Origin of the sequence: Nocardia yunnanensis (assembly GCF_003626895.1) — a bacterium.
Lineage (GTDB): Bacteria > Actinomycetota > Actinomycetes > Mycobacteriales > Mycobacteriaceae > Nocardia > Nocardia yunnanensis.
In genome coordinates, this window is record NZ_CP032568.1 from 3907025 (window position 1) to 3930890 (window position 23866).

Sequence of the window (23866 nt, forward strand, 5' to 3'; positions counted from 1 at the left end):
CGTCGCTCATGCCAGCGCCTCCTCGTAGACATCGGTGAGCGCCTCGCCGAGGTCGGCCACCGGGGATTGCTCGGCGAAGCGGTAGGCGTCCTCGACCTCCGCCTTGATGTCGGCCTCGATCCCGGCGAGCCGCTGCTCATCGGCGATCGCGGTGTCCGCCAGCCATTTCCGCATCGCCACCACGGGATCGGCGGCGCGCGCGGCGGCCAGCTCACCGGGTTTCATGTACTCGTTCTGATCCGACATCTGGTGGCCGTAGAAGCGGAAGGTCATGGCCTCGATCAAGGTCGGCCCCTCGCCGCGGCGCGCCCGCTCGACCGCTGCGGCGGCCGCGCCCAGCATCTCGACCGGATCGTTGCCGTTCACCCGCACCCCGGGGAAGCCGTAGGCGGCCGCGCGGTCGGCGATGCGGCCGACGCTCGTGCCGTCCTCGAAGGAGGTGTGTTCGGCGTACAGGTTGTTGTGGCAGCAGAACACCACCGGCAGCTTCCACACCCCAGCCAGATTGCACGCCTCGTGGAACGCGCCGATATTGCTTGCCCCGTCACCGAAATTGACCACGGTCACCTGGTCGGTGCCACGCAGCTGAGCCGCCAGCGCCAGGCCCGCGCCGATGGGCAGCCCGCTGCCGACGATGCCGGTGGTGACCATGAGCCCCGACTGCGGATGGGTGATGTGCATCGGCCCGCCCTTGCCCTTGCACAGCCCGGTGGCCTTGCCGAAGAACTCGGCCCACAGTTCGCGCAGCGGAACGCCTTTGGCGATCTGGTCGTGCAGCCCGCGATAGGTGGTCACCACATAGTCGTCGGGCCGCAGCAGGCTGCCCACGGACGCCGAGACGATCTCCTGCCCGCGCGGCGAGTAGTACTGGGCGCTGACCTGACCGGCCAGCACGAGGGAGCGAAATTTCTCGTCGCACACCTTGATTCGGGTCGCGACGGTGAAGATCTCGAGGAGGGTGTCGGGGCCGATGTCGGCTGGAACGGAGATGTCGTCCACAGCGGTCCTCACTATTAGTTAGTCCGTCAATTAATTCGTAACATGCGTCACCAGCCCCGGTCAACGACGTGATCGGACCGGTAGTGACGCGCGGCGGATCAGCCCGCCAGCGGTTGCGAGGAGTCGCGCCGGGACTTGCGCGCGGCGCCGGCGCGCGGCTTCGCCGAAGCCTCTCCCGGCTCGCTCGCGGCATCCAGCAGCAGCCGCTCGAACAGGGCGTCGAGGGTGTCGAGCGCGACCGGATCGGTGGCCGCGGCGGCATGCGCGAATCCGTCGACCACCGCCAGGATCAGCCGCGCCACCAGCACCGGATCCAGATCGTCGGGAATCTGCCCGGCCTCCTGGCCGCGCCCCACCGCCTCGGTGAGCCCCTCGATCATCCGCGTGCTCACCGCCGCGAATCCCTCCGAGAGTTCCTTGTGCCGGCGCGCGTCGATCGGTGCGGTCACCACGAAACCCGCCAGTTCCGGATGCTCGTGATTGAGCCGGGCCGACACGCTCAGCACCGCGCGCAGCAGTTCCCGCACCGACAGCGCCCCGGAGATCGCGACCGAGGACCGTTCGATGATGCGGCCGTACACCTCCGCGCACACCGCCTCGAACAGTTTGCTCTTCGTCCCGAAGTGGTAGAACACCGAACCGGCGGTCACCCCGGCGATCTCGGCGATGGCGCTGTTGGTGGCCGGACCGTACCCGGATTGCGCGAAGCAGCGGATCGCGGCGTCGAGCACCCGCTGCCGGGTGTCGATGCTGTCGCTGCCGGCCGGGCGACCCGGACCGGATTTGCCTGCCTTGCGCTCGGTCATCCCGCCATTATTCCGTGCCCGGCTGCGATGACGCGCCCGGGCGTCCCGCGCTGCCACGGCGCGGTGGAGATTCGACGCGGCCCGGCCACGATTCGGCACGGCGCGGCTCAGGATTCGAGCTGGGCGTCGAGGTCGCGGTGGAATTGCCGGATCCGGATCTCCTGGTAGTTGGCCAGCGTCACACCGGGTTTGGTCATCGACTTCAGCCCGCGCTGCACCTTGGCCAGATTGGACAGGTCCTGGTCGAACACCGCGCACAGCGCCCCCAGCTCCGGCGCGGCCGAGTAATCCTCCTCGGGCCCGAGCCAGTGGATGGGCACGCCCTTGGGTTTGGGCGCGCCCGCCGGCAGGGGATACAGCATCATGATGTCGAACACGCAGCGGTCCGGATCGTTGCCGTAGGGACGGAAGCGATAGGTCAGCGGCGCCCCCACCCCGGCCCAGGGGCAGAAGTTGGGGAACATGAAATATTCGATGGCGTCGACGATCTCGGAGTCGCTGGTGCCGCTCAGGTCCGCGCCGGTGATCTTCTCGAGCCGATCGCGCAGCGCCCCGGCCACCACCGTGCGGGCCGAAACACCCTCGGGCACTTCGAAATTGCCCACCCCTTCGGGGTAGAAGTCGCGGAACATGGCCTCCAGCACGTCCTGCGGTTCGAGCTGTTCACCCAGCTGCGGGCTGCTGGTGGCCTGCGGGGTGATCATGCGGTTGAACCCGGGATTCCCCTCCGCGCCCGGGTAGATGTCGTACTGGGTGTTGGCGTCGCCCAGATAGTCCAGCAGCTGCGGATGGGTGGCGATGACGTGATAGGACTCGATGAACGCCTCGAGCGCCACCTTCCAGTTGCAGTCGATCACCTTCGCGACATGCACGCCCTTGAACCGGTCCCCCAGGTTGTAGGGCGCGAGGTGCTTGTCGAGATTGCCGAGGAACTCCAGCAGCGGACGAGCCCCGGGGTCGGGGTTGACGAAGACGTAGCCCGCCCACACGCCCGTGGCCGCCTGCGGCAGCGCGAATTTCGCGTCGTCGATGTGCGGGAAGTCCCAGCGGCTGGGCACGTCGGTGAGCGCGCCCTCGAGGCTCCAGGTGAATCCGTGGAAGGGGCAGCGCAATTGCGCGGCATGCCCGCTGTCGTCGCACAGCCGGGTGCCGCGGTGCAGGCAGGCATTGTGGAACGCCTTGATGGACCCGTCCTCGGCGCGCACCACGATCAGCGACAGATCGGCGATGTCGTAGACGAGGTAGTCGCCGGGGTCGGGAATGTCCTCCTCCCGGCACGCCATCTGCCACACCCGCTTCCACAGTCCGTCCACCTCGCGGCGGTGGAAGTCGTGGGTGAGGTAGCGGTCGATGCCGATGTCCTCGGAGCCGAGGAATTCGTAGGATTCCTCGAGCAGCGGCGCGGGCACGGTGCGGGTGTCGCCGGCCAGCAGGCTCTGCACGCTGGGTCCGCTGGAGCGGGCCTGTCCGGGGGTGGTGTCGCGGGGTGTTTCGATATCGGTCACGGTCGTACTCCGAGTTCGATGAATAAAGCGGTACGGCAGTCGATTACGAGGAGCGCGCCATGATCTGCTCGACGTAGCGCCGCGCGGCGTCGGCGATGAAGGCCGAGCCGTTGATGGTCCAGCCGCCGTCGACGAACAGCGTCTGCCCGGTCATGTAGCTCGCCTCCGGCGAGGCCAGGAACGCGACCACCGAGGCGATGTCGCCGGGCTCCCCCAGCCGCCCCAGCGGCATGGCCGCCCCGATGGCCTGGCGCAGGCCCGGGTCGCCGAACTCCCCCGCCGTGCCCTCGGTGATGATCAGGCCCGGCCCGACGGCATTGACCCGAATGCCCAAAGGCGCGTATTCCGAAGCCATTTGCTTGGTCAGCGCGACCACCGCGGCCTTGGAGGCGGGATACGCGCCGCGCCCCTCGCCGCCGGTCTCGGCCAGCACCGAGGTGAGATTGACGATCGCGCCGCCGCCCGCGCCGAACTTGGGCACCAGCGCTCGCGCCACCAGCCACGCGCCGATCACATTGGTGCGCAGCACCTGATCCATCTCGACCACGGTCGAGTCGGCCAGCGTGCGTGAGCGCCAGATACCGGCGTTGTTGACCAGAATGTCCAGGGATTCCACGCTTTCCGCGAGGGCGGCCACCGCCGCCTCGTCGGAGACGTCGCAGCGCACCGCGCGCCCGCCGATCGCCTTGGCGGTCGCCTCGGCCGCCTCGCCGTCGAGGTCGACGGCGATGACCTCGGCCCCTCCCCCCGCCAGCCGATGCGCGATGGCCCGGCCGATGCCGTTGCCGGCGCCAGTCACCAGAGCGTGCACGCCAATCCTCCGATCCCGGGTCACTTCCCACCCGCTTGCTTATGACCCGTATCACTATTATATTGGCCGACTAATTAGTCAAGCACGGGCCGTTCGGCTCGGCCGTCCCGAATCCTTCTGGACGACAAGATCTTTGGAGGCCGCCTTGACAGCGACCACGCCGCCCTCCGTCGACGGATTCGATCCGTTGGATCCCGAAACCCTGCAATGCCCCTACCCCTGGCATCGGTCGCTGCGCGAGCGGGCGCCGGTGCATTTCGTGGCGAGCCGGGGCATGTGGTTCGTCACCTCGCGCGAGCTGGTGGCCAAGGCGCTGGCCGATCACGACACCTTCTCCTCGGCGTTCGGACTGCCGCAGATGCCGGTGCCCGACTCCATCAAGGCGGAGGTGGAAGCCATCCAGGCCGAGGGGTGGCCGCCGGTGCCGACGCTGCTCACCGCCGACCCGCCGGAGCATCACTACTACCGGCGCATGCTGGCCAAGGCGTTCACGCCCCGGTTCGTGGCGCAGCTCGAACCCGAGATCCGGGCCATCGCACGGGAACTCGTGGCCGCGCTGCCGGTCGGCGCGGAGGTGGAGGTGGTGCGTGGGTTCGCCGCCCCGCTGCCGCTGCGGGTGATCGCTCGCGTGCTCAATGTGCCCGACGATCGCATCGACGATTTCAAGCGGTGGTCGGATCAGTTCACCGCCACCGTCGGCGGTCAGCTCGACGACGCGGGCCTGCTCGAGCAGGCGCGCAATATGGTCGAGTTCCAGAAGTACTTCGCCGCCGAACTCGACGACCGCCGCGCGCATCCGCGCGCGGATCTGCTCAGCGGGCTGGTCACCGCGCACAGCATGGACGACGCGGACGAACCGCTGAGCACCGGCGCGATTCTCAATATCATCGTGCAGCTGCTCATCGCCGGCAACGAGACCTCCACCAAGCTGCTCACCGGCATCCTGCACGAACTGGCACGCGAGCCGAAGCTGTGGGATCGGTTGCGCGACAACCCGATCGACTACGCGGCCGATCTGGTGGAGGAGGGCCTGCGGTTCCTGAGCCCGGTCCAGTCGATGTTCCGCATCACCAAGGCCGAGGCCACCCTGGGCGAGTACACCATTCCGGCCGGACAGCTGGTCGTGCTGGTGTTCGGGTCGGCCAACCGCGACGACGAGGCGTTCACCCACCCCGACGATTTCGATCCGGCGCGCCCCAATGCCAAGGCCCACCTGGCCTTCGGGGCCGGCATCCACGCCTGCCTGGGAGCGCCCCTGGCCCGGCTGGAGAGCCGGATCGCGCTCGAGGAGCTGGCCGCCCGCTTCGGGTCGGTGCGGCTGGGCGCCGGCAACGACTTCGCGTACGAGCCCAGCTTCATGCTGCGCGGATTACAGCGTCTGGCCCTGGAATTCGGCGCGGACGGACACTCGTGACCGCCGACCCCGCCCCCTCTCCCCTGCCGAGTCCCGCCGCGGCCGAGATCATCGCATGGTCGCGCGGCTACGCCGACCGGCATCCGCTGGCCGCCCTGCGCACCGTGGGCGGGCAGGTGGTGCTGGGGGTGCGGGCGTTCCAGTATCTCGGCGTCGACATCGTGCGCCGGCGGTTCCCGTTCGGCGAGTTCGTCGAACAGGCCACCTTCATGGCGCGCACCGCCGTGGTGCCGACGCTGTTCGTGACGGTGCCGATCAGCGTCACGCTCTCGATCCAATTCGGTTTGCTGGCCGGGCAATTGGGGGCGACGTCGATGGCGGGCGCGGCCAATGGCCTGGCCACCATCCGGCAGGGCGCGCCTCTGGTGGCCGCCATTCTCATGGCCGCGGCCGTGGGCTCGGCCATCAGCGCCGATCTGGGTTCGCGCACCATCCGCGAGGAGACCGCCGCCATGGAGGTCATGGGGGTGTCGGTGATCCGGCGGCTGGTGGTGCCGCGGCTGGTGGCCGCCATCGTGGTGGCGGTCGCGCTGACCGGATTCACCTGCTTCATCGGCTTTCTGGCCGGCTACGCGTTCACCGTGACCCTGCAAGGCGGCACGCCCGGCAGCTACACCTCCACCTTCTCCTCGTTCGCCACCGTCAGCGATCTGGTGCTGACCTTGATCAAGGCGGTGGTGTTCGGGGTGATCGTGGCCATCGTGGCCTGCTACAAGGGCCTCGACACCCGCCACGGCGCGGCCGGGGTGGCGAATTCGGTGAATGCCGCTGTCGTGCAATCGATTCTGCTGCTGATGGTGGTGAACGTCGCGTTCACGCAGATGTATCTGATCCTGTTTCCCAAGGCGAGCTTCTGACATGGCGGCCACCTACGTCCCGGCGGGCCTGCGCCCGCTCACCACGCTCACCCGGCCGGTGGTCCACCACCTGTCACGGGTGGGGCACATGGTGGCCTTCCTGTTCCGGGCGCTGGCGGGAATTCCCCTGGTGCTGACCAGGTATCGGCGCGAGTTCTTGCAACTGCTCTCCGATGTCACCTGGGGCAACGGGTCGGTGGTGGTGGGCGGCGGCACCGCCGGCGTGGTGCTGATCGTGGGCGCGGCGGGCGGCGCGGTCGTGGGCCTGGAGGGCTACAACGCCTTGAGCCTGCTGGGATTGGGCCCGGCGACCGGGCTCATCACCGCGCTGGCCGCGGTGCGCGAACTCGCCCCGCTGATGGCGGCGCTGGCATTCGGGATTCAGGCGGGCTGCCGGTTCACCGCGCAACTGGGGGCCATGCGCATCGCCGAGGAGATCGACGCGCTCGAATCGGTGGCCATCCGGCCCATCCCGTACCTGGTGACCACGCGCGTGCTGGCCTCCGCGCTGGCGGTGGTGCCGCTGTTCGTGGTGTGCCTGGCGCTGAATTTCCTGGTCTGCCAAGCGGTCGTGGGGTTCTCGAGCGGCCAGCCCTCGGGCAGCTACCTGCACTATTTCACGCTCATGCTCAGCGGGCGCGACATGATCTTCGCGGTGATCAAGGTGGCGATCTTCGTCGCCATCATGGCCACCATCCAGTGCTACTACGGCTTCTACGCCACCGGCGGCCCGCGCGGGGTGGGCATCGCGGCCGGGCGGGCCATGCGCGCCAGCATCACCCTCATGACCATTCTCAACATGCTGCTGACCATGGCGTTCTGGGGCATCGACGCGGGCGGAAGACTCGGGGGCTGAACGTGGCCAATGATTTCGAACTCGACGGCCGCGGGCCGTCCACGGTGGCGCTGCTGCTGACCGGCACCGCTTTCGGACTGGTGTGCGCGGTGTGCGCGTGGCTGCTGGTGGCCAAATCCACCGGCAGCCTCGACGCCCGGGTGCGGGTCACCGCCGAGCTGACCTCGGTGGGCGACGGGTTGCCCAAGAAGTCGGATGTGAAGTTCCGGGGGCTGCTGGTCGGCATGGTCCGCGAGGTCACCCCCGCCCACGACAGCCGGCCCAATATCGTGCACATCGACTTGAAACCCGAATACGCGCAAGGCATTCCGGACAATGTCACCGCCCGCATCGTGCCCAGCAACGCGTTCGCGGTGTCGTCGGTGCAGCTGGTCGACAATGGTTCGGCGCCCGCGCTGCGCGACGGCGCCCGCATCGCCGAGGATCACACCCTGCCCACCCAGCTGTTCCAGTCCACGCTGGCGCGGGTGCACGAACTGGTGGCGGCCGTCGCCCGACCGGATTCGGCGCAGACGCTGGGGATGCTGCGCACGCTCTCCGATGCCACCCTCGGGCAGGGCCCGACCCTCACCGCCGCCGTCGACGGGCTCAATCGGGTGACGGCGCAGATGAATTCGCTGCGCGCCGACGACACCGGGCCGGGCACGCTGGCGACCTGGAACACCGCCATCGCCACCCTGCGCGGCAGCGCACCCGAACTCGTGGACGCCCTGCACGCGGCGGTGGTGCCCATGCGGACCGTCGCCGAGAAACAGCAGCAGCTCACCGGGCTGCTGGCCGGCTCCCACGACACCCTCGCCACCATGGGCACGGCCCTGGACAATCACATCGATCAACTGGTGGCCATCACCAGGGATCTGACGCCGGTCGTGGGCGTGCTGGCCGACAATCAGGCCAAGTATCCGGCGGTGATGGTGCGGCTCAACGACACGGTGAACACCTTCTTCCGGGAACTGTGGACCCGCACCGGCGACAAGCTGGCCTTCACCTTCCGGCTGGTGGTATCGCTGACGCCGCTGCGGCTGTATGTGCGCGCCGACTGCCCGGTGTACGGCGAATTGCGTGGCCGCAGTTGCGATACCGCGCCGGAGACCACACCGGTCCCGCAGACCGCCGGACTGCCCGACATGCGCGCCTACACCCCGCCGCCGGGCACCGTGGCCGCCCCGGCTCTCCCAACCGGGGCGAGCGCCGCCGATCGAATCCTGCTCGGCCCGTTGCGGATTCCCGCACCGGAGCCGGAGTTCACCCCGCTGGCCGACCAGAGGGCGGGCCGATGATCACCGCGTATCGCCGCCAAGTGGTGTGGCTCAGCGCCTTTCTGGCCGTGTGCCTGTCGCTGACCTGGATGATCCTGGTGACGTTGCGCCGGGATGTACCGGGACCGACCACCTCCTACAGCGCCGTGTTCACCGATGTCTCCGGGCTCAAGGCGGGATCGGATGTGCGCATGGCGGGTGTCCGGGTGGGCCGTGTCGACTCGGTGGATCTGGACGGCGTGCGCGCCCGGGTGCGGTTCCGGGTACAGAGCGATCAACCGGTGTACGGCAATACCAAGGCGTCGGTGGTGTATCAGAACCTCGTCGGCCAGCGGTATCTGGGACTGTCGCTGGCCGAGTTCGGGCAACCGGGTCGCCTGCCGGCGGGCGCGGTCATCCCCGTCGAGCACACCGAACCCTCCTTCGACGTGACGGCACTGCTCAACGGTTTCGAACCGCTGTTCACCCTGCTGGACCCGAGCAACCGCGGCAATATGTCCAACTCGCTGATCAAGGCGTTGCAGGGCGATACCGCCGCCCTGGCCACCCTCATCACCGAAACCTCGCGCCTGGCACAGACGCTCGCCGGGCCCGATCAGGTGCTGGGCCGGGTGATCGGCAGCCTCGACGAGGTGACCCGCACCCTGGCCGCGCAGGGTGCGGCGCTCGAGACGACGCTGACCCAGGTCCGCACCGTGGTCGCGGGGCTCGAAGACCGCCGCGCGCAACTGGTTTCGTCGGTGGGATCGATCTCGACGGTGGTGGGCCGGCTGTCGGCGATCATGACCGGGGTTCGACCGGATCTCGACGCGCTGCTGAACCGCCAGCCCGGTTTCCTGTCGGCCATCGTCTCCAATTCCGACGGCATGGCCACCCTGGGCGCGAACATTCCGGCGGTGTTCAAGGGTTTGGCCCGCGTCACCGGCGACAGCACCGCCATGAGCGCGCAGGCTTGCGATTTCAATATCACCCTCGCCGACTTCCTGAGCCCGATCATTCCGGCCATCGTGGACGCGGCGACGCCCGGTGGACACCGCAAGTACTCCCCGATGTGCAGGTGATCGACATGATGCGACGATTCGCGCGCGACCGCCGGCCCCTCGAAACCCGTAGCAGGGCTTGGCTGGGCGCGATCTCACTGGCGGTGATCACGGTGGTGGTCGCCGCGACCACGGCGGTCACCCAACTGCATCTGGGCGAGCTGACCTACGCCGCGGAGTTCGGCCAGGCGGCCGGGATCCGCAAGGGCGATCAGGTGACGGTGGCCGGGGTGCCGGTCGGCACCGTGGACGGCACCAAGTTGGCGGGCGACCGCGTGGTGGTGACCATGAAAATCCACCGCGATGTGCCGGTGGGACCGGACTCCTCGGCCGCCATCAAGCTCACGAGCGTGCTCGGCTCCCGCGAGGTGGTGCTCAAACCGGCGGGCAAAGGTTCGCTGCCCGGCCGGCGGATTCCCTTGGCGCACACCACTGTTCCCTATGATTTGCAGAAGCTGCTACAGGACTCCACCACCACGTTCGAGCAGGTCGATGCCGACCAGTTCGCCCGATCCATGCAGTCGCTGGCCGCACAGCTGAGCCAGACGCCCGGGGTGCTGCCCGACGCGCTGGCCAATGTGCAGAACCTGTCCGCGGTGATCGCCGACCGCCGCGACGACATCGGCGCGCTGCTGCGCAATACCGCGCAGCTGGCCACCATTCTGGGCAACCAGCAGTCCGATATCGGCGCACTCGTGACCCAGGGCGGCGCGTTGATCCACGAGATCGTCTCCCGCCGCGACGCGGTCGTGCGGCTGCTGAACGCGGCCACCACGCTGGTGAACACCGCCCACGGGGTGCTCGCGGTCGATCACGGCGACCTCGACGGGATGCTCACCGACATCCGCACGCTGACCTCGATGCTCGGCGACCATGATGCGTTGCTGCGCAATATGTTCCAGGTGATGCCGGTGGCCTTGCGCAATATCGCCAACGCCACCGGGTCGGGTCCCTTCCTGGACTTCCTGCTGCCGGGCGGTCTGATGATGGATTCCTGGATGTGCGCCATCGCCGCGCAGGCCGACGCGCACGGCGTGCCCCACGATCTCGAGACCTTCAAGGACTGCCGGTGACCGAATCCACGTCGCGCGCACCGCGCCGCCGCCGCGCCCGTCTCGCCCTGCGGGCCACCGTGATCCTGGCCGTGGTCGTCGCCCTCGCCGTCACCGCGCACGCCCTGCTGTCGTCGCACAATCGGACGCGACGCATAACGGCCCAGTTCGACAATGCGATCGGCCTCTACCAGGGCAATACCGTCGCGGTCCTGGGCATGCCGGTGGGCACTGTCGAAAAGATCACCCCGCGTGGCGGATACGTCGAGGTGCTGCTGGATGTGGATCCCGCCGTGAAGCTCCCGGCGACGGTGCAGGCGGTGACCGTGGGCACCTCGATCCTCACCGATCGCCACGTCGAGCTCACCCCCGCCTATACCGGCGGCCCGACCCTGGCCGAGGGCACGGTGCTCGGTTTGGATCGCACCCGCACGCCCGTCGAATTCGATCGGGTCATCGCCATGGTCGACAAGCTGGGCACCTCGATGCGCGGTGACGGCACCGGCGGCGGCCCGCTCGCCGACGTCCTCACCGCGACCTCGGAGGTCGCGAAAACCAGTGGCCCGCAGCTGAAATCGGCGCTGTCGGCCCTGTCGGAGGCGATCCGCACCGGATCCGACAACGGTGACGCCACCCGTCAGGACATCACCACCATCGTCACCAATCTGGGCCGCATGGTGGATGCCGCCAACCAGAACCAGCAGGCCATCACCGACTTCGGCGCGGGCGTCCGGCAGCTCACCGACCTGCTCGACCAAGAGCAGCTCGGCCGGGGCGACACCGGCGCGCAGCTGAATGCGGTCCTCGAACAGCTGAACGCGCTGCTGACCGCGCAAGGCGGCAACCTGAAGGCGACCGTCGCCAGCAGCGCCACCTTCACCCAGGCGCTGGTGGACTATCGCCGTCAGCTCGCCGAGGTCTTCGACCTCGCGCCACTGGCCGTCGACAACGTCTACGACGCCATCGACCAGAAGAACGGCTATCTGCGCGTCGGCGCGCATTTCGACAATGTGTTCTTCGACAGCTCCATGACCAAGGAGGTCTGCAACATCCTCGGACTGCGCCAACTCGGTTGCAGCACCGGCAATCTCAGCGATATGGGACCCGATTTCGGCATCACGTCCGTGCTGGAAGCCATGACGAGGATGAACAAATGAGACGCGCCCGCCGCTGGATTCCCGCCGTCGTGTGCGCGTCGGTCCTGCCGATGGCCGGCTGCTCGGCCACGCTCGAAGATCTGCCACTGCCCGCGCCCGAGGTGAGCGGGCCCAGCTACCACGTGCGCGCGGTGTTCTCCAACGCGCTCAACCTGCCGGCGCGCGCGAAGGTGCGGGTGGGCGGCGCCGATGTCGGCGAGGTGGAATCCATGACGGCCCGCGACTACACCGCCGTGGTGACGCTGCGCATCCTCGACACCGTCCACCTGCCCACCGGCACCACCGCCGAATTGCGTTCGGCCACACCGCTGGGCGATGTGTTCGTCTCACTGCGAACGCCACCGGCCGCCGGCGCGGCGGAGTTGCACGACGGCGACACCATCGAACTGCGCGACACCGTGGCCGCCGCCACCGTCGAGGAAGTACTGGCGTCCACCTCGCTGCTGGTCAACGGCGGCGTGATCAGCAATCTGACGCATGTGCTCAATGGGATGGGCAGTGCCCTCGGCGACGACGGGACCCGGCTGACCGATCTGATCCGGCAGTCGCGGGAACTGCTGACCACGCTGTCGGACCGCTCGGGGGAACTACACGGCGTGCTGACCCAAACCGCCGCGCTCGCCGACGATTTGAACACCCGCAGCCAAGCCGTCACCGACATCCTCACCGCGACCGCTCCCGCGCTGTCGGTGATCGCCGACAACACCGCCCAGATCGCCGGGCTGGCCGATCAGGTCGCCGCGATCACCGACCAGCTGCGCAAGTTCCCCTCCGTCGCGGGCACCGACACCCGCAGCCTGGTCGCCGACCTCAACGCCCTCTCGGCGTCGTTCAATGTCTCCGCCACCGACCCGCGCGTCACCATGGCCAATCTGGAACGCATCCTGCCGCCGACGCTGAAGTTCTTCAGCTCCAATGCCGCCCACGCGGATGTGGAGCTGCGGCAGGTGGTGGCCGGGCCGGTGGACGATCCCGGGCACTGGGCCGATCCGGCGTTCAAACTGCCCGATCAGGCCGACTGGGCCAACTTCGTGGGGTCGCTGGCCTTCGTGCTCACACAGCTGGGCGCGCGCGTGACGGGAGCCGGGAAATGAGCCTGGTCGAACCGCCCGCCCGCGCGCTGGTGCGTGCCGTGCGCTTCGGCGTGGCGCGAAAACTGTTGCTGTCCACGCTCGCCCAGGTGACCCTGGTGGCGGTCGGGGTCGCGTATCTGGTGTTCGGGGCGCTGCGGACCGATCCGTTCGCGACGCAGATGCAGATCCGGGTACTGCTGGCCGAATCCGGTGGGCTGCTGGCCAATCAGGACGTGACCCTGCGCGGGGTGCCCATCGGGCGGGTGTCGGCGGTGCGGCTGCGGGACCACGGCGTCGAAGCGGACGTGCGAGTCGACGCCTCGGTGCGCATCCCCGCCGACACGCTGGTGCGGGTCTCGGCGCTGTCCCCGGCCGGGGAGCAGTACCTCGACTTCGAACCGACGGGCACGGCGGGTCCGCTGCTCACCGACGGCAGCGTCATCGACCAGGCCAAGACCACCACGCCGATTCCGCTGTGGCGGGTGCTCGGCAATGCGGACGGCGTGCTGGCGCAGGCGGATCCGCGAAAGCTGCGGGCGGTCGTGGACGAACTGGGCGTCGGCCCGCAGGGGCCGGGCAAGCTGCGCGATCTGCTGTCGAGCATGCGCCTGCTGTTCTCCACCCTCGACGGGGTGCTGCCGCAGACCACCGAACTGCTGCGCGCCAGCCGGCCGGTGTTCGGGCTGATCGGTGACAAGGCCGCCGGACTGCAAGCCGCCACCAGCGCGCTCGCGGGCACGCTGTCGGGCGTGGGCGCCAAGGACGGCGGCCTGCGCACCCTGATCGACACCACCCCGCAGGTGCTGCACAACGTGGACGCCCTCATCGCCGACAACTCCCCCACCATGGTGCAGCTGCTGGGCAACCTCACCACCGTCGCGCAACTGTCCTACATCCGGGTTCCCGCGCTGCGACAGCTGTTTCGCGACGACCGCGGGTCACTGCTCGAGGCGGTGCAGTCGATCATGCACGACGGCGGCGTGTGGGCGGTGGCGAGCCTGTACTTCCGCCACTTCTGCGACTACCCGCATCCACGTGACGTGCCGTTCGATCCCAGCTACCCCGAGCCCTACGTCAACACCTACTGCACCAGCGACGACCCCGCGCTACTGGTGCGCGGCGCCCGCAACGCCCCGCGCCCGCCCGGCGACGACACCGCCGACCCGCCGCCCGGCTACGACACCGCCCAGCGCACCGACCCGACACCCGTTGGCCCGCACACGATTCCGCTGCCGTACGGCGGTCCGGCCATGCCGCCGGACTCCGAACCCCAACGGCAGGGCAACTAGCACGATCAGGAGGGGACATGCCCGACAACCAGGTCGAGGACCGCACCGCGATCCACCTCGACGCCGACGACGAGGTCGGCGGCACCGTACACGCCGAGAGCGAGGACACCGAACCGGATTCGGCCACAGCGGTTTCGGCGGCGTCCCCCGACAAGACCGGGGACACGAATGCGGAAGCCTCCGTTTCCGAAGCCCCGGGTTCGCACGCCACTACCTCCCGCACCGCGCGCAGAAGGCTCGCCGCGCGCGCCCGGACGGCGGTGCGCCTGGCGCGTAAGGGGCTGCCGCACCTGGCCGTCCTGCTGATCCTGGCGCTGACGGTCTCCACCGCGGTGCTGGGCTGGAAGTATGAGCACCGCCGCGATATCGACGCCGCCGGACAGGCGGCACTCGACGCCGCCACCGCCTACGCGGTCACCCTCACCTCCGTCGACACCGGCAATCTCGACGCGAATTTCACCGCGGTGCTCGACGGCTCCACCGGCGAATTCCGCGACACCTATACCAAATCCAGTACGCAGCTGCGCCAGCTGCTCATCGATCACAAGGCCGCCGGGCACGGGGTGGTGCTACAGAGCGCGATCAAGTCCGCCTCGGAGAACGAGGTCGTGGTGCTGCTGTTCGTGGACCAGACCGTGTCCAACACCGACATGCCCGATCCGCGCATCGACCACAGCCGCATCGTGATGACCATGCAGCGGGTCGACGGCCGCTGGAAGGCCGCCAAGGTCGACATCCCGTGACCTCACGTCACGGCGGAAGGAAGACGACGATGACTGTCCGACAAGAGAATTCGAGCCGCGCCCGGCGCGCGCTGGTCGCGACGCGCGACGATCTGATCCTGCGCTCCATGCTGCGCCGGGTCGGCGACATTCCCGAACTGGTGCTGCTGCCGGTGCTGCGCGCGGTCAGCGAGGATCGCGCGGACGTGGACGCCGGCTGGTCGGCGCTCACCGCGCACCGCGTCCGCGGCCCGGCGTGGGAATCGCCGCAGCGTTCCTGGCAGCGTCGCTACGGCCAGTTCGTCAGCGAATTGGAGTGGACCGCAACCGAATTGACCCGGCATCTGCCGCAGGAGACGGTGACCGAGCTGGTCTCCTCGGCGGTCGCCGCACGGCTGCGCCGGTGGCTGCGGTGGCTGCTGCCCGCCTTCGGCACCGTCGGTCTCGTCCCGGCCGGGCTGTATCCCGACGTCATGGACGCCGGGGTCGCCTTCGCCACCTTCCTGGTCGGGCCCATCCACCGGGTCGCCGCGGAAGCCGACGGCACACTCGTCTACGAGATTCCCGAATGCGCCATGCACACCTCCACTGGCACCGGTGTGGCACAGACGAATTCGTGCCTGATGGGCTGCAAGGCCGCGTGCGAGAGCGTCTTCGACGCCAATTCGGCGATGCCGCTGGAGTTCGAACCGCACCTGCCCGGCCTGTCCTGCACCTTGCGTGTGCATCCGGCGGGCCCGAACCGCATGATCACCACTGTCAGGAGGGGCCATGAGTAGCCCGGTCAAGGACGACACCTACAGCGACTACCTGCCGCTGTACGACGAATACGACTACGACATCGACGAATTCGAGGGCTCGATACCCGCCGACCTGCGCGGCAGCCTCTACCGCAATGGTCCCGGCAAGCTGGACGCGGGCGGACAGCAGCTCGGGCATCTGTTCGACGGCGACGGCATGATCTCCAAATTCGCCATCACCGACGGAAAGGTGCGCTACCGCAACCGGTTCGTGCGCACCAAGCACTACCACCGGTCGCTGACCACCACCGCGGGCGCGCCGTATCGCGCGCTGGGCACCCTGCGCCCGGGCGGCGTCCTCGCCAATGCGCTGCGCTTCCCCGCCAATGTCGCCAATACCGGCGTGGTCATGCACGCGGGCAAGCTGCTGGCGCTGTGGGAGGGCGGCCCGCCCACCGAGATCGACCCCGCCACCCTCGACACCGTGGGCGTGCACCGCTTCGACGGCGCGCTCAAATGGCTCGGCGCCTTCTCCGCGCATCCCAAGTGGGACACCACGACCGGTGACATGTACAACTTCGGGCTGGCCATGGTGCCCAATCCGGGGCTGGTCTGCTATCGGGTGGACCGTGCCGGGAAACTGACCAAGGTGGGCCGGGTGTCGTTGCCGCGGCCGATGTTCAACCACGACTTCGGGCTCACCCCACGGCATCTGGTGTTCGCCATCGCGCCGCTGGTGTTCCCGGTGGCCAAGATGACCGCCGCCGGGCTGGGGATGCGCAACTACATCGAGGCCATCGACTACGAAGCCGACCGCGGCACCATGATCGCGCTACTGCCCCGCTACGGCGGCCGGCCGCGCATCGTGCACACCGATCCGCTCATGCACCTGCATCTGAGCAATACCTACGAGGACGGTTCCGACACCGTCGTCGAAATGGTCAACTATCACGCCTCCTGGGAGCAGCTCAACGGGCAGCTCTCCGGCGCGCAGCACGGCATCGCCGATGTCTCCATGCCCTACGGCGGCACCCTGCTGCGGTTGCGAATCACCAAGAACGATCGAGTGATTCACGAGGACCTCTCCGACCTGCACGGCGACTTCCCCACCTTCAATCTCGCCCGCACCAGTCGGCATCACCGCTATACCTATATGGCCGTCGGCGCGGACGGCCACCACTACCCCAATGCGATCGCCAAGATCGACACCGTGTCCGGGCAGCAGCAGCTGCATCGGCTGCCGCCGCGGCACTTCGCGCACGAGGCGATCTTCACGCCGCGGCCGGGTGCGACCGCGGAGGACGACGGGTGGCTGCTGGTCGCCACCCAGGACCGCCCCAATTCCCTGGCGCACCTGCGGGTGCTCGACGCCCGGGACCTGACGGCCGATCCGGTGTACGTCGGCAGCCTGCGCCACCACCTGCCGCTGACCTTCCACGGCAACTTCACCCCGGCCGCCTGAACGAACGGCGGGCGGTCCGCTTCCCCGGGACCGCCCGCCTGTTCCACTGTCGCACCACCGGATTCGACCGGGTGGAGACAACCGATCAGAGGTGTGATCGACTCGCTCGCCGCAGGGGAAGCTTGCGCAGGCCGCGCGCGTCGACCGCGCGCATCAGCGTGGTCACCAGTCGTGAGCGCCGGCGAGACGCCGGATACCACAGCGGTTCCCGTGCCAGCGCCGGTCCGCGTGGAATCGTAAGGGCCTGCCGGCGGCAGTATTTGCGGATGCCGGCGGCCCCACCCCAGCGGGAGCCGATACCGGAGTTCTTCCAGCCGCCCATGGGGACGGCGTAATTCATCAGGTTGGCGTACGCGTCGTCGATATTGACCGCCCCGACCTCGAGCCGGCGCGCCACGCGTTCACCGCGCACCCGGTCACGGGTCCACACCGTCGCCGACAGCCCGTAGTCGGAATCATTGGCCAAGCGCACGGCCTCGTCCTCGTCGGCGACACGGACCACCGGGATCAGCGGGCCGAAGGTCTCCTCCCGCATGCACGCCATGGTGTGATCGACGTCCACCAGGACGGTCGGTTCGAAGAACGCGCCATCGCCGGACGACTTGCCGCCGACCAGGATTCGAGCGCCGGCGCCGACGGCCTGCGCCACGTGCCGGGCGACGATGTCGCATTGGGCGCGGGTGGCCATCGCGCCGATGTCGAAACGAAAACCGCGATCGTCGCGGCCCTGTTTCAAGGCGGCGACGGCAGTGGTGAGCGCGTCGACGAATCGCTCGTACACCGGCGCCTCGACATAGACCCGCTCCACCGAAATACACGCCTGACCCGAATTGAACAGCGCCCCATAGACGATGCCCGCCACCGCCCTATCCACATCCGCGTCGGCCAGCACGATCGCCGCGTCCTTGCCGCCCAATTCGAGGCTGTAGGGCTTGAGCGCTTGCCCGCACGCCACCGCGATCGCCCGCCCGGTGCGGGTGGAACCGGTGAACTGCACGTAATCGACGGCCTCGACCACCGCCCGCCCGGTCTCGCCCGCGCCAGTGAGCACCGAGAAGACCGGTGGCGCACCGATTTCCGTCCAGCCCCGCGCCAGTTCGAGCGCGCTGAGCGGTGTCACCTCCGACGGTTTGACCAGCACCGCCGCCCCGGCCATGAGGGCGGCGAAGGCGTCGAAACACGGGTTCATGAGCGGCAGGTTCCACGGCGTGATGATCCCGACCACCGGATAAGGCCGAAAGGTCTGTACCAGCCGTTTGGTGCGGCCCATCGGACTGTGCGGACGCGGGCGCTCGTCGGCCAGGAACGCGGCGGCATTGCGCGCCCAGTAGCGGGCCAGATCGATCGCGCAGGGCACTTCGATCTCGGCGTCGAACCGGCTCTTACCCGTTTCGGACTGCACCACGTCGGTGAGCCGCGTCCCGTGATCGACGAGCCAATCCTGCAGTCGCAGCAGCCATGTCGCGCGCTCGCGCGGTCCGATCGCCTCCCAGGCGGGTTGCGCCGCCCGCAGCCGCCCCACCACCTCCGCCACCTGGCCGGCATCGTGATCACCGACCCGTCCGACCACGCCGCCGTCGGCGGGATTGCGGACCTCGATCTGGGCGGCGCCGGCCATTGTGCTCATGGGTTGGTTCTCCTCGAAGCGCTCAGACCATCGCCTGGCGATAGAGCGGGTTGTCGACGCTGTAGTAGTTGCAGTGAAATCCGCTGGGGATCGCGAACGGGACGATCACCCGCGCCAGCGGTCCGGCGGCCAGCTCGCGCGCGTCGAACACCACCAGTTCGGTTTCGGCCGCGCCCGCGTGATGCACCAAAGTCAGGGCGTACCCGTCGAGTTCGTCCACGCCGCCGACGCGCGGCGCGAAGATCAGTTCCCCCGCCGCCGCGCCGTCGCCGAAGTGGTAAAGATCCTCCGCGCCGGTGCGCGTGTCGACGCGCAGCACCGAATCCATGCCGTCGGCGCGGCCGTCGACCGAGCGCAGATTGCTGTTGGCGAAGGCGTGACCGGTGCGGCGGGTCATGCGCCGATCGTCGGGCCGGGGGAACTGGATGTCGCGGTCGTTGAGAATCTCCTCGCGCACCACATCGGTGGCCGCGCCCGGATCGATGGTCCAGCGGCGCAGGCTCTGGCGGGTCTCGCGATGAGATCGCCGGCGGCCGTGGATGTCCGGGAACAGCGCGGTGCCCTCCGCCGCGGCGACATCGGCGACGATGCGGCCGTCCTGCTCCCACACATTGGCCTCGTGCATCATCTGGCGCGGCTCGGTCTCGAACCAGCGCACCTGTGCCGCGTCACCCCGGCGCGGCATGACGCCCAGTTTGGTCGCCCGGTCGGGATCCCAGGCGACCATCGGTCCGCCCGCCATCGCCCGGCGCAGGCTGACATCCAAGGGGGTCACCGGGAACACCACGTAGTTCTCGGTGACGAAGAAGGTGTGCATCATCGCCTGATGCGGCATCGGGATGGTCTCGGTCTTGGTCGGGACGCCCTCGGAATCGATGATGTCGTACCGGATTTCGGGCGCGGTACCGCCGCGGCGGGCGACCGATCCGATATTGAGCAGCTCACCGGTGGCGTAGTCGAGCTTGGGATGCGCGGAGAACGTGGTGGTCACCACGCCGCCGTAGGTCTCCTCGCCCAGGGTGTCGAGCGTGCGCGGATCCAGCTCGACCGGCGGTGCGCCCTCCATGAGCGCCAGCAGCTTGCCGCCGTGGATGACGATATTGGTGTTGGCGGTGTTGTAGCGGGTGCCCTCGGCCAGCGGGTCAGTGGTGCGCGGATTGCCGTGCACTCCGAAAAGCCTTCGGCCGTGCTTCATTTCGAGCAGCAGCTTGTCGGTGCGGACCCACCGGTTGCGCAGTGACACCCGGCCGTTCTCGAGGAAGAACGCGTAGACCATGCCGTCGCCGTCGAACCAGTGATAGTCCTCGTCGCTCGGCGGATACAGCGGTTCCGCGCCATTGCGGTAGAACACCCCCGCCAGATCCGCCGGCAACTCGCCGTGTACGAACAGATCCGGCGCGTCCACCTCCATCCGGTTGGGCCGATGATGCCCGGTCAGGAAGGGGCTGTGCCGAAAGTCCGCACTCACCATGTCTTCTCCTCGCATGCCCGCAGCGATCGGCCGCCGGCCAGTTTTTAGCTGGCGCGCTAATTAATAAGTAACATCCGTCACCATTACTGTCAATCAGCGTGGCGGCCAACCGCTTCGGCGCCTACAGCGTGCTGAGCACGCCCGAGGTGCGCAGGCCCTCGTAGTAGGCGCCGCCGGGGTAGTCGTCGGCGGTCTTGGCGCCACTGACGAAATCGCTCGCCCAGGCGGTGGCCAGGGTCTGCAGGGCCGAGACATTGCGATCCTGCGGTGTGCCGCAGGCGATCTTGTCCGGGTCGGGGGCGCTGCCGGCCTCGACGTCGATGTGCGCGCCGGTGGTCAGCCGCACCCCGCGGAACGGCAGCCCGGAGGTGTACTGCAGCACGGTGTCGGTGCCGCTGCCGTTGCGGTTGCAGCTGTAGGGCGGCGCGGAGATGAGCAGCACCGGCAGTGCGGCATTGCGCAGATGGTTCATCGAGCTGCTGAGGTTGTTGCCGATGAAGCTCTTGACCGGATCGAACAGCACCAGTCCGCGCACCCCGGCGAAGACGGACGGATACTTCGAGCGCAGCTGCTGGGTCACGTACGGCACCGCCTCACCGCCGGCCGAGTGCCCCGCGAACACCATGGTCGTGGGCATGGCGACGTCGGTGCGCCCGGCCTTGGTCTTGGCGTCGGCGAAACTGCGGCCCAGCTTGTCCCCCGGATCGGCGGACTTGCCGAACAGATCGGCGACATTGTCGAGGAAATCGGTGTTGTTGCCCAGGTTTTCGAGGGTGCAGCCCAGGGCGTTGGCGGTCGGGAGGGTGGGGGCGAAGACCAGGAAGCCGCGTTCGGCGAACTTCTGCGCGGTGTCGGCCACCGAATCGTTGGCGCTCGAGAAACCGTGCTGCAGCCACAGCAGTCCGGTCGGCGTGCCGGCGGGGAAATACCAGTCACTGCTCTGGTGCAAAGTCGTGAAGGCGCAACGGATATCGACCTGATTCGAGACCTTGGTGACCGTCGCGGCGTGCGCGGCGGGGGTCGGTAGCACGAAACAGAAGCCGAGGGCGGCGGCCAGGGTGAGCAGTCGTCGGATGGGCAACGGGACTCCTTCGTCTCGCTGTGGGGAACAGCGTTTCACATTATGGGGCGACACTGTGCGCCCGCCGCCGCGCGCCAGTCAAGGGGCCTCTCGGCGCGTCCGCCCGACTCGCCGGAGCGAATCGCGACCGGAATCTATGTATGCCGGATGGCATAGAAAGTTCGCACGAACGTGACAACCCTCAGCGTCAGATGGCTGTCGAACAGGGAATATGAGCCGCCTTTCGTCACCTGGGTTGCCGTGACTCGCTGTCACATCTATGCTCCTCGTCATAGTTTCGAACGACCAACGCGAGGAGTGTGGGGCAGTGGGACGACGGTCCGATGCGCGCGAGCAGATGCTCACCAGCGCGGTGCTGCTGTTCCGGGAACGCGGGGTCGACGCCACCTCGCTGGGCGACGTGATCGCGCACGCCCGAGCCCCGCGCGGTTCGATCTATCACCACTTCCCCGGCGGCAAAGCACAATTGGCGCAGGAGGCGACCCGGCGCGCGGGCACGCTGATGGGCTCGATGATCAGCGGCAGCCTGGCCCAGGGCGATCCCGCCGCCACCTTGCGCCTGGTCGTGGACCTGTTCCGAGAACAGCTGGCCGCCACCGACTTTCGCGCCGGCTGCCCGGTCGCGGCCGCGGCCCTCGAAGGCGGCGACACCCCCGAGGCCCGCCACGTCGCCGGCGAGGCGTTCACCGCCTGGGAACAGACCATCGCCTCGGCCCTGTGGCAGCACGGGCTGGACATGGACCGCGCCCGCTCGGTCGCGGCCATGGCGCTCTCGGCCATCGAGGGCGCCCTGCTGCTGGCCAAGGCCAAACGCAGCACCGAACCACTCGACGCCGTAGCGACCGAACTCACCGCCTGGGTAGCCACCCTGACCGGCGAATCGTCACGACCCCAAGGAAATTCACATGAGCCACTCCCCCGGTAAGCGCTGGGACGCCATCGTCGTCGGCAGCGGAATGGGCGGGCTGACCGCCGCCGCCTATCTGGCCGCCAACGGCAAGCGCACCCTGGTCCTCGAGGCCGGTGAGGTCCTGGGCGGCTGCACCCACGTGTTCCGCCGCAAACAGTTCGAATTCGAAGTGGGCGTGCATTATCTGGGCGACTGCGGTCCCGAGGGGGCCATCCCGACCATGCTGCGCGGGGTCGGCATCGACGACCGCGTCGAGTTCCTGCCCATGGACCCCGACGGATTCGACACCATCGTCTACCCCGAGGTGACGGTGAAGGTGCCGCGCGGCTGGGATGCCTACCTGGCCAACCTGATCGCGGCCTTTCCACAGGACGCCGACGGGCTGCGCCGGTTCATCGGCGTGCTGCGCGCCCTGGGCGAGGCCACCGATCGCATCACCACGCCCGACAGTCTCACCGGCATGGCGAAACTCGTCGCCAAGGCGGGTCCCGCGGCGGCGTGGGCGATGCTGCCGCTGGGCACGCTGCTCGACGCCTGCCGGCTGAGCAACGGCGCGCGCTCGGTGCTGTCGTCGCAGGCGTCGTATCTGTCGCCGCCGCATCGCGCGGCGACCATGGTGCACGCGGTGTTCCTGCACAACTACATTCGCGACGGCGGCTGGTTCCCGGCGGGCGGCGGCCAGGTCTTCGCCGCGCATCTCGCGTCGGTGGTGCGCGCGCACGGCGGCGACTGGCGCACCGACGCCCGGGTGCGGCGCATCCTGGTCGAGCACGGCCGGGTGACCGGTGTCGAACTCGCCGACGGCGAGCGCATCGACGCCGATGTGGTGGTCTCCAACGCCGACATCAAACGCACCTTCCTCGACCTGGTGGGCCGCGACAAGCTGCCGTGGTGGGCGGTCACCCGGGTGAACTCGTACCGGATGTCGTTGCCGCTGTTCAACGTCTATCTCGCACTGGACATGGATCTGCGCGGGCAGATGCCGATCACCAACTACTTCAGCTATCCCGTGCTGGAGCCGTCGGAGAAGGCCTTCGATCTGGCCGAGCGCGCGGGCACGCTGAACGAGGACCAGATCGGCGAGTTGTACGCCAGGACACCGGGTTTCGTCTCGGTGCAATCGGTCAAGGATCCGGAATGCCGGCGGATCGCGCCCGCGGGCTACACCAATCTGGAGGTGATGTCGGCCGCGCCGGCCGACTACCGGTTCTGGGGCATCGAGACCGGGCCCTACGACGGCGGCCGCTACCGCCGCGAGGCGACATATCTGAAGCGCAAGGAGGAGGTGACCGAGCTGCTCATCGATCGAGCCGCCGCGGTCATCCCCGGGCTGCGCGACCATATCGTGTGGCAGGAGGCCGGGACCCCGATCACCCAGGAGCGCTACACCTACTCCAACGACGGGGTCGCCTACGGCATCGACCTGTCCTGGCATCAGTTCGGGCCGCTGCGGCCCAGCCCGCGCACCCGGATCAAGGGCTTGTTCCTGGCCGGGGCCAGCAACTCCTGGGGTCCCGGCGTCGAGGGCGCGATGGCCTCGGGCGTCGGGGCGGCCGGGGCGGTGCTGGGCCGCGCTCTGGGCGCGGAGATTCGCCGTGGCGCCACCTTCGGCGATCGGTCCGCGCTGCCGGCCATCGCGGCCGATTGGGACCCGCTCATGGAGGTCGGCGGCCCCGAGCATCAGCGCTTCACCCCCGCCGGATAGCCCGTCCGGACGGTGGCGTGTCGGCGGCTC

Annotated in this window: 21 protein-coding genes; 14 read left to right on the forward strand and 7 right to left on the reverse strand. The window is 68.7% G+C overall.

What is annotated here, in order from left to right:
* Positions 1-6: 6 nt before the first annotated feature.
* From D7D52_RS18270 to D7D52_RS18285, 4 genes are all read right to left on the reverse strand, one after another.
* Positions 7-999, reverse strand: coding sequence for a thiamine pyrophosphate-dependent dehydrogenase E1 component subunit alpha (locus D7D52_RS18270; protein ID WP_120738026.1), 993 nt, complete (start codon positions 997-999; stop codon positions 7-9).
* Between the two features lie 98 nt (positions 1000-1097).
* Complete coding sequence (locus D7D52_RS18275) at positions 1098-1805, reverse strand: TetR/AcrR family transcriptional regulator (protein ID WP_120738028.1); 708 nt, start codon at positions 1803-1805, stop codon at positions 1098-1100.
* A gap of 107 nt (positions 1806-1912) precedes the next feature.
* Positions 1913-3310, reverse strand: a complete 1398-nt coding sequence (locus D7D52_RS18280; RefSeq protein ID WP_222932848.1) for an aromatic ring-hydroxylating oxygenase subunit alpha — start codon at positions 3308-3310, stop codon at positions 1913-1915.
* A gap of 43 nt (positions 3311-3353) precedes the next feature.
* Positions 3354-4121 carry an SDR family NAD(P)-dependent oxidoreductase gene (locus D7D52_RS18285; RefSeq protein WP_120738030.1) on the reverse strand — a complete coding sequence of 256 codons (768 nt, stop codon included), beginning with the start codon at positions 4119-4121 and terminating at the stop codon, positions 3354-3356.
* Positions 4122-4266: 145 nt separating this feature from the next.
* Between D7D52_RS18285 and D7D52_RS18290 the strand changes: the two genes are divergently transcribed.
* Genes D7D52_RS18290 through D7D52_RS18345 form a run of 12 tightly spaced genes read left to right on the forward strand, consistent with a single transcriptional unit; the run spans position 4267 to position 17042 of the window.
* Positions 4267-5535, forward strand: a complete 1269-nt coding sequence (locus D7D52_RS18290) for a cytochrome P450 (RefSeq protein WP_162958388.1) — start codon at positions 4267-4269, stop codon at positions 5533-5535.
* Positions 5532-6392: an MlaE family ABC transporter permease gene (locus D7D52_RS18295; RefSeq protein WP_425464643.1), complete on the forward strand. Its 861-nt coding sequence runs from the start codon at positions 5532-5534 to the stop codon at positions 6390-6392. The genes D7D52_RS18290 and D7D52_RS18295 overlap by 4 nt, the downstream gene beginning before the upstream one ends.
* A 1-nt stretch (position 6393) precedes the next feature.
* On the forward strand, positions 6394-7248 hold the full coding sequence (locus tag D7D52_RS18300) for an ABC transporter permease (protein WP_120738034.1): 855 nt from the start codon (positions 6394-6396) through the stop codon (positions 7246-7248).
* 2 nt (positions 7249-7250) lie between these two features.
* Positions 7251-8528 carry an MlaD family protein gene (locus D7D52_RS18305; RefSeq protein ID WP_162958389.1) on the forward strand — a complete coding sequence of 426 codons (1278 nt, stop codon included), beginning with the start codon at positions 7251-7253 and terminating at the stop codon, positions 8526-8528.
* Complete coding sequence (locus D7D52_RS18310) at positions 8525-9568, forward strand: MCE family protein (RefSeq protein WP_120738038.1); 1044 nt, start codon at positions 8525-8527, stop codon at positions 9566-9568. Before D7D52_RS18305 ends, D7D52_RS18310 begins: the two co-directional genes overlap by 4 nt.
* 5 nt (positions 9569-9573) lie before the next feature.
* The gene (locus tag D7D52_RS18315; protein ID WP_162958390.1) at positions 9574-10620 is read left to right on the forward strand and encodes an MCE family protein; all 1047 of its coding nucleotides are present in this window, start codon (positions 9574-9576) and stop codon (positions 10618-10620) included.
* Complete coding sequence (locus D7D52_RS18320; protein WP_246023927.1) at positions 10617-11756, forward strand: MCE family protein; 1140 nt, start codon at positions 10617-10619, stop codon at positions 11754-11756. The genes D7D52_RS18315 and D7D52_RS18320 overlap by 4 nt, the downstream gene beginning before the upstream one ends.
* Complete coding sequence (locus D7D52_RS18325) at positions 11753-12850, forward strand: MlaD family protein (RefSeq protein WP_246023928.1); 1098 nt, start codon at positions 11753-11755, stop codon at positions 12848-12850. Before D7D52_RS18320 ends, D7D52_RS18325 begins: the two co-directional genes overlap by 4 nt.
* Positions 12847-14118, forward strand: coding sequence for an MCE family protein (locus D7D52_RS18330; protein WP_120738044.1), 1272 nt, complete (start codon positions 12847-12849; stop codon positions 14116-14118). The genes D7D52_RS18325 and D7D52_RS18330 overlap by 4 nt, the downstream gene beginning before the upstream one ends.
* Positions 14119-14135: 17 nt before the next feature.
* Entirely contained in the window at positions 14136-14861 is a 726-nt protein-coding gene (locus D7D52_RS18335) for a DUF3329 domain-containing protein (RefSeq protein ID WP_246023929.1), read from the forward strand.
* Positions 14862-14890: 29 nt separating this feature from the next.
* Positions 14891-15619, forward strand: a complete 729-nt coding sequence (locus D7D52_RS18340) for a hypothetical protein (protein ID WP_120738046.1) — start codon at positions 14891-14893, stop codon at positions 15617-15619.
* Entirely contained in the window at positions 15612-17042 is a 1431-nt protein-coding gene (locus D7D52_RS18345; protein ID WP_120738048.1) for a carotenoid oxygenase family protein, read from the forward strand. The genes D7D52_RS18340 and D7D52_RS18345 overlap by 8 nt, the downstream gene beginning before the upstream one ends.
* A gap of 85 nt (positions 17043-17127) precedes the next feature.
* On the opposite strand, the gene D7D52_RS18350 is transcribed toward D7D52_RS18345, so the two are convergent.
* The 3 genes from D7D52_RS18350 to D7D52_RS18360 all read right to left on the reverse strand — a co-directional run bounded on the left by D7D52_RS18350 (position 17128) and on the right by D7D52_RS18360 (position 21221).
* Positions 17128-18669: an aldehyde dehydrogenase family protein gene (locus D7D52_RS18350; RefSeq protein WP_120738049.1), complete on the reverse strand. Its 1542-nt coding sequence runs from the start codon at positions 18667-18669 to the stop codon at positions 17128-17130.
* Between the two features lie 22 nt (positions 18670-18691).
* On the reverse strand, positions 18692-20140 hold the full coding sequence (locus D7D52_RS18355; RefSeq protein WP_162958391.1) for a carotenoid oxygenase family protein: 1449 nt from the start codon (positions 20138-20140) through the stop codon (positions 18692-18694).
* Between the two features lie 121 nt (positions 20141-20261).
* The gene (locus D7D52_RS18360; protein ID WP_120738053.1) at positions 20262-21221 is read right to left on the reverse strand and encodes an alpha/beta hydrolase; all 960 of its coding nucleotides are present in this window, start codon (positions 21219-21221) and stop codon (positions 20262-20264) included.
* Positions 21222-21528: 307 nt separating this feature from the next.
* Between D7D52_RS18360 and D7D52_RS18365 the strand changes: the two genes are divergently transcribed.
* Both D7D52_RS18365 and D7D52_RS18370 read left to right on the forward strand, forming a co-directional pair.
* Entirely contained in the window at positions 21529-22146 is a 618-nt protein-coding gene (locus tag D7D52_RS18365) for a TetR/AcrR family transcriptional regulator (RefSeq protein ID WP_246023930.1), read from the forward strand.
* A complete protein-coding gene (locus D7D52_RS18370) occupies positions 22127-23836 on the forward strand; it encodes a phytoene desaturase family protein (protein WP_120738055.1) in 1710 nt (569 codons plus the stop codon). The genes D7D52_RS18365 and D7D52_RS18370 overlap by 20 nt, the downstream gene beginning before the upstream one ends.
* Positions 23837-23866 lie beyond the last annotated feature (30 nt).

Coding starts and splice junctions, on each gene's coding strand:
- D7D52_RS18275 (WP_120738028.1), bottom strand. CDS start 1,805: ATGACCGAGCGCAAGGCAGGCAAATCCGGTCCGGGTCGCCCGGCCGGC.
- D7D52_RS18300 (WP_120738034.1), top strand. CDS start 6,394: ATGGCGGCCACCTACGTCCCGGCGGGCCTGCGCCCGCTCACCACGCTC.
- D7D52_RS18310 (WP_120738038.1), top strand. CDS start 8,525: ATGATCACCGCGTATCGCCGCCAAGTGGTGTGGCTCAGCGCCTTTCTG.
- D7D52_RS18315 (WP_162958390.1), top strand. CDS start 9,574: ATGATGCGACGATTCGCGCGCGACCGCCGGCCCCTCGAAACCCGTAGC.
- D7D52_RS18325 (WP_246023928.1), top strand. CDS start 11,753: ATGAGACGCGCCCGCCGCTGGATTCCCGCCGTCGTGTGCGCGTCGGTC.
- D7D52_RS18330 (WP_120738044.1), top strand. CDS start 12,847: ATGAGCCTGGTCGAACCGCCCGCCCGCGCGCTGGTGCGTGCCGTGCGC.
- D7D52_RS18335 (WP_246023929.1), top strand. CDS start 14,136: ATGCCCGACAACCAGGTCGAGGACCGCACCGCGATCCACCTCGACGCC.
- D7D52_RS18340 (WP_120738046.1), top strand. CDS start 14,891: ATGACTGTCCGACAAGAGAATTCGAGCCGCGCCCGGCGCGCGCTGGTC.
- D7D52_RS18345 (WP_120738048.1), top strand. CDS start 15,612: ATGAGTAGCCCGGTCAAGGACGACACCTACAGCGACTACCTGCCGCTG.
- D7D52_RS18350 (WP_120738049.1), bottom strand. CDS start 18,669: ATGAGCACAATGGCCGGCGCCGCCCAGATCGAGGTCCGCAATCCCGCC.
- D7D52_RS18355 (WP_162958391.1), bottom strand. CDS start 20,140: ATGGTGAGTGCGGACTTTCGGCACAGCCCCTTCCTGACCGGGCATCAT.
- D7D52_RS18370 (WP_120738055.1), top strand. CDS start 22,127: ATGAGCCACTCCCCCGGTAAGCGCTGGGACGCCATCGTCGTCGGCAGC.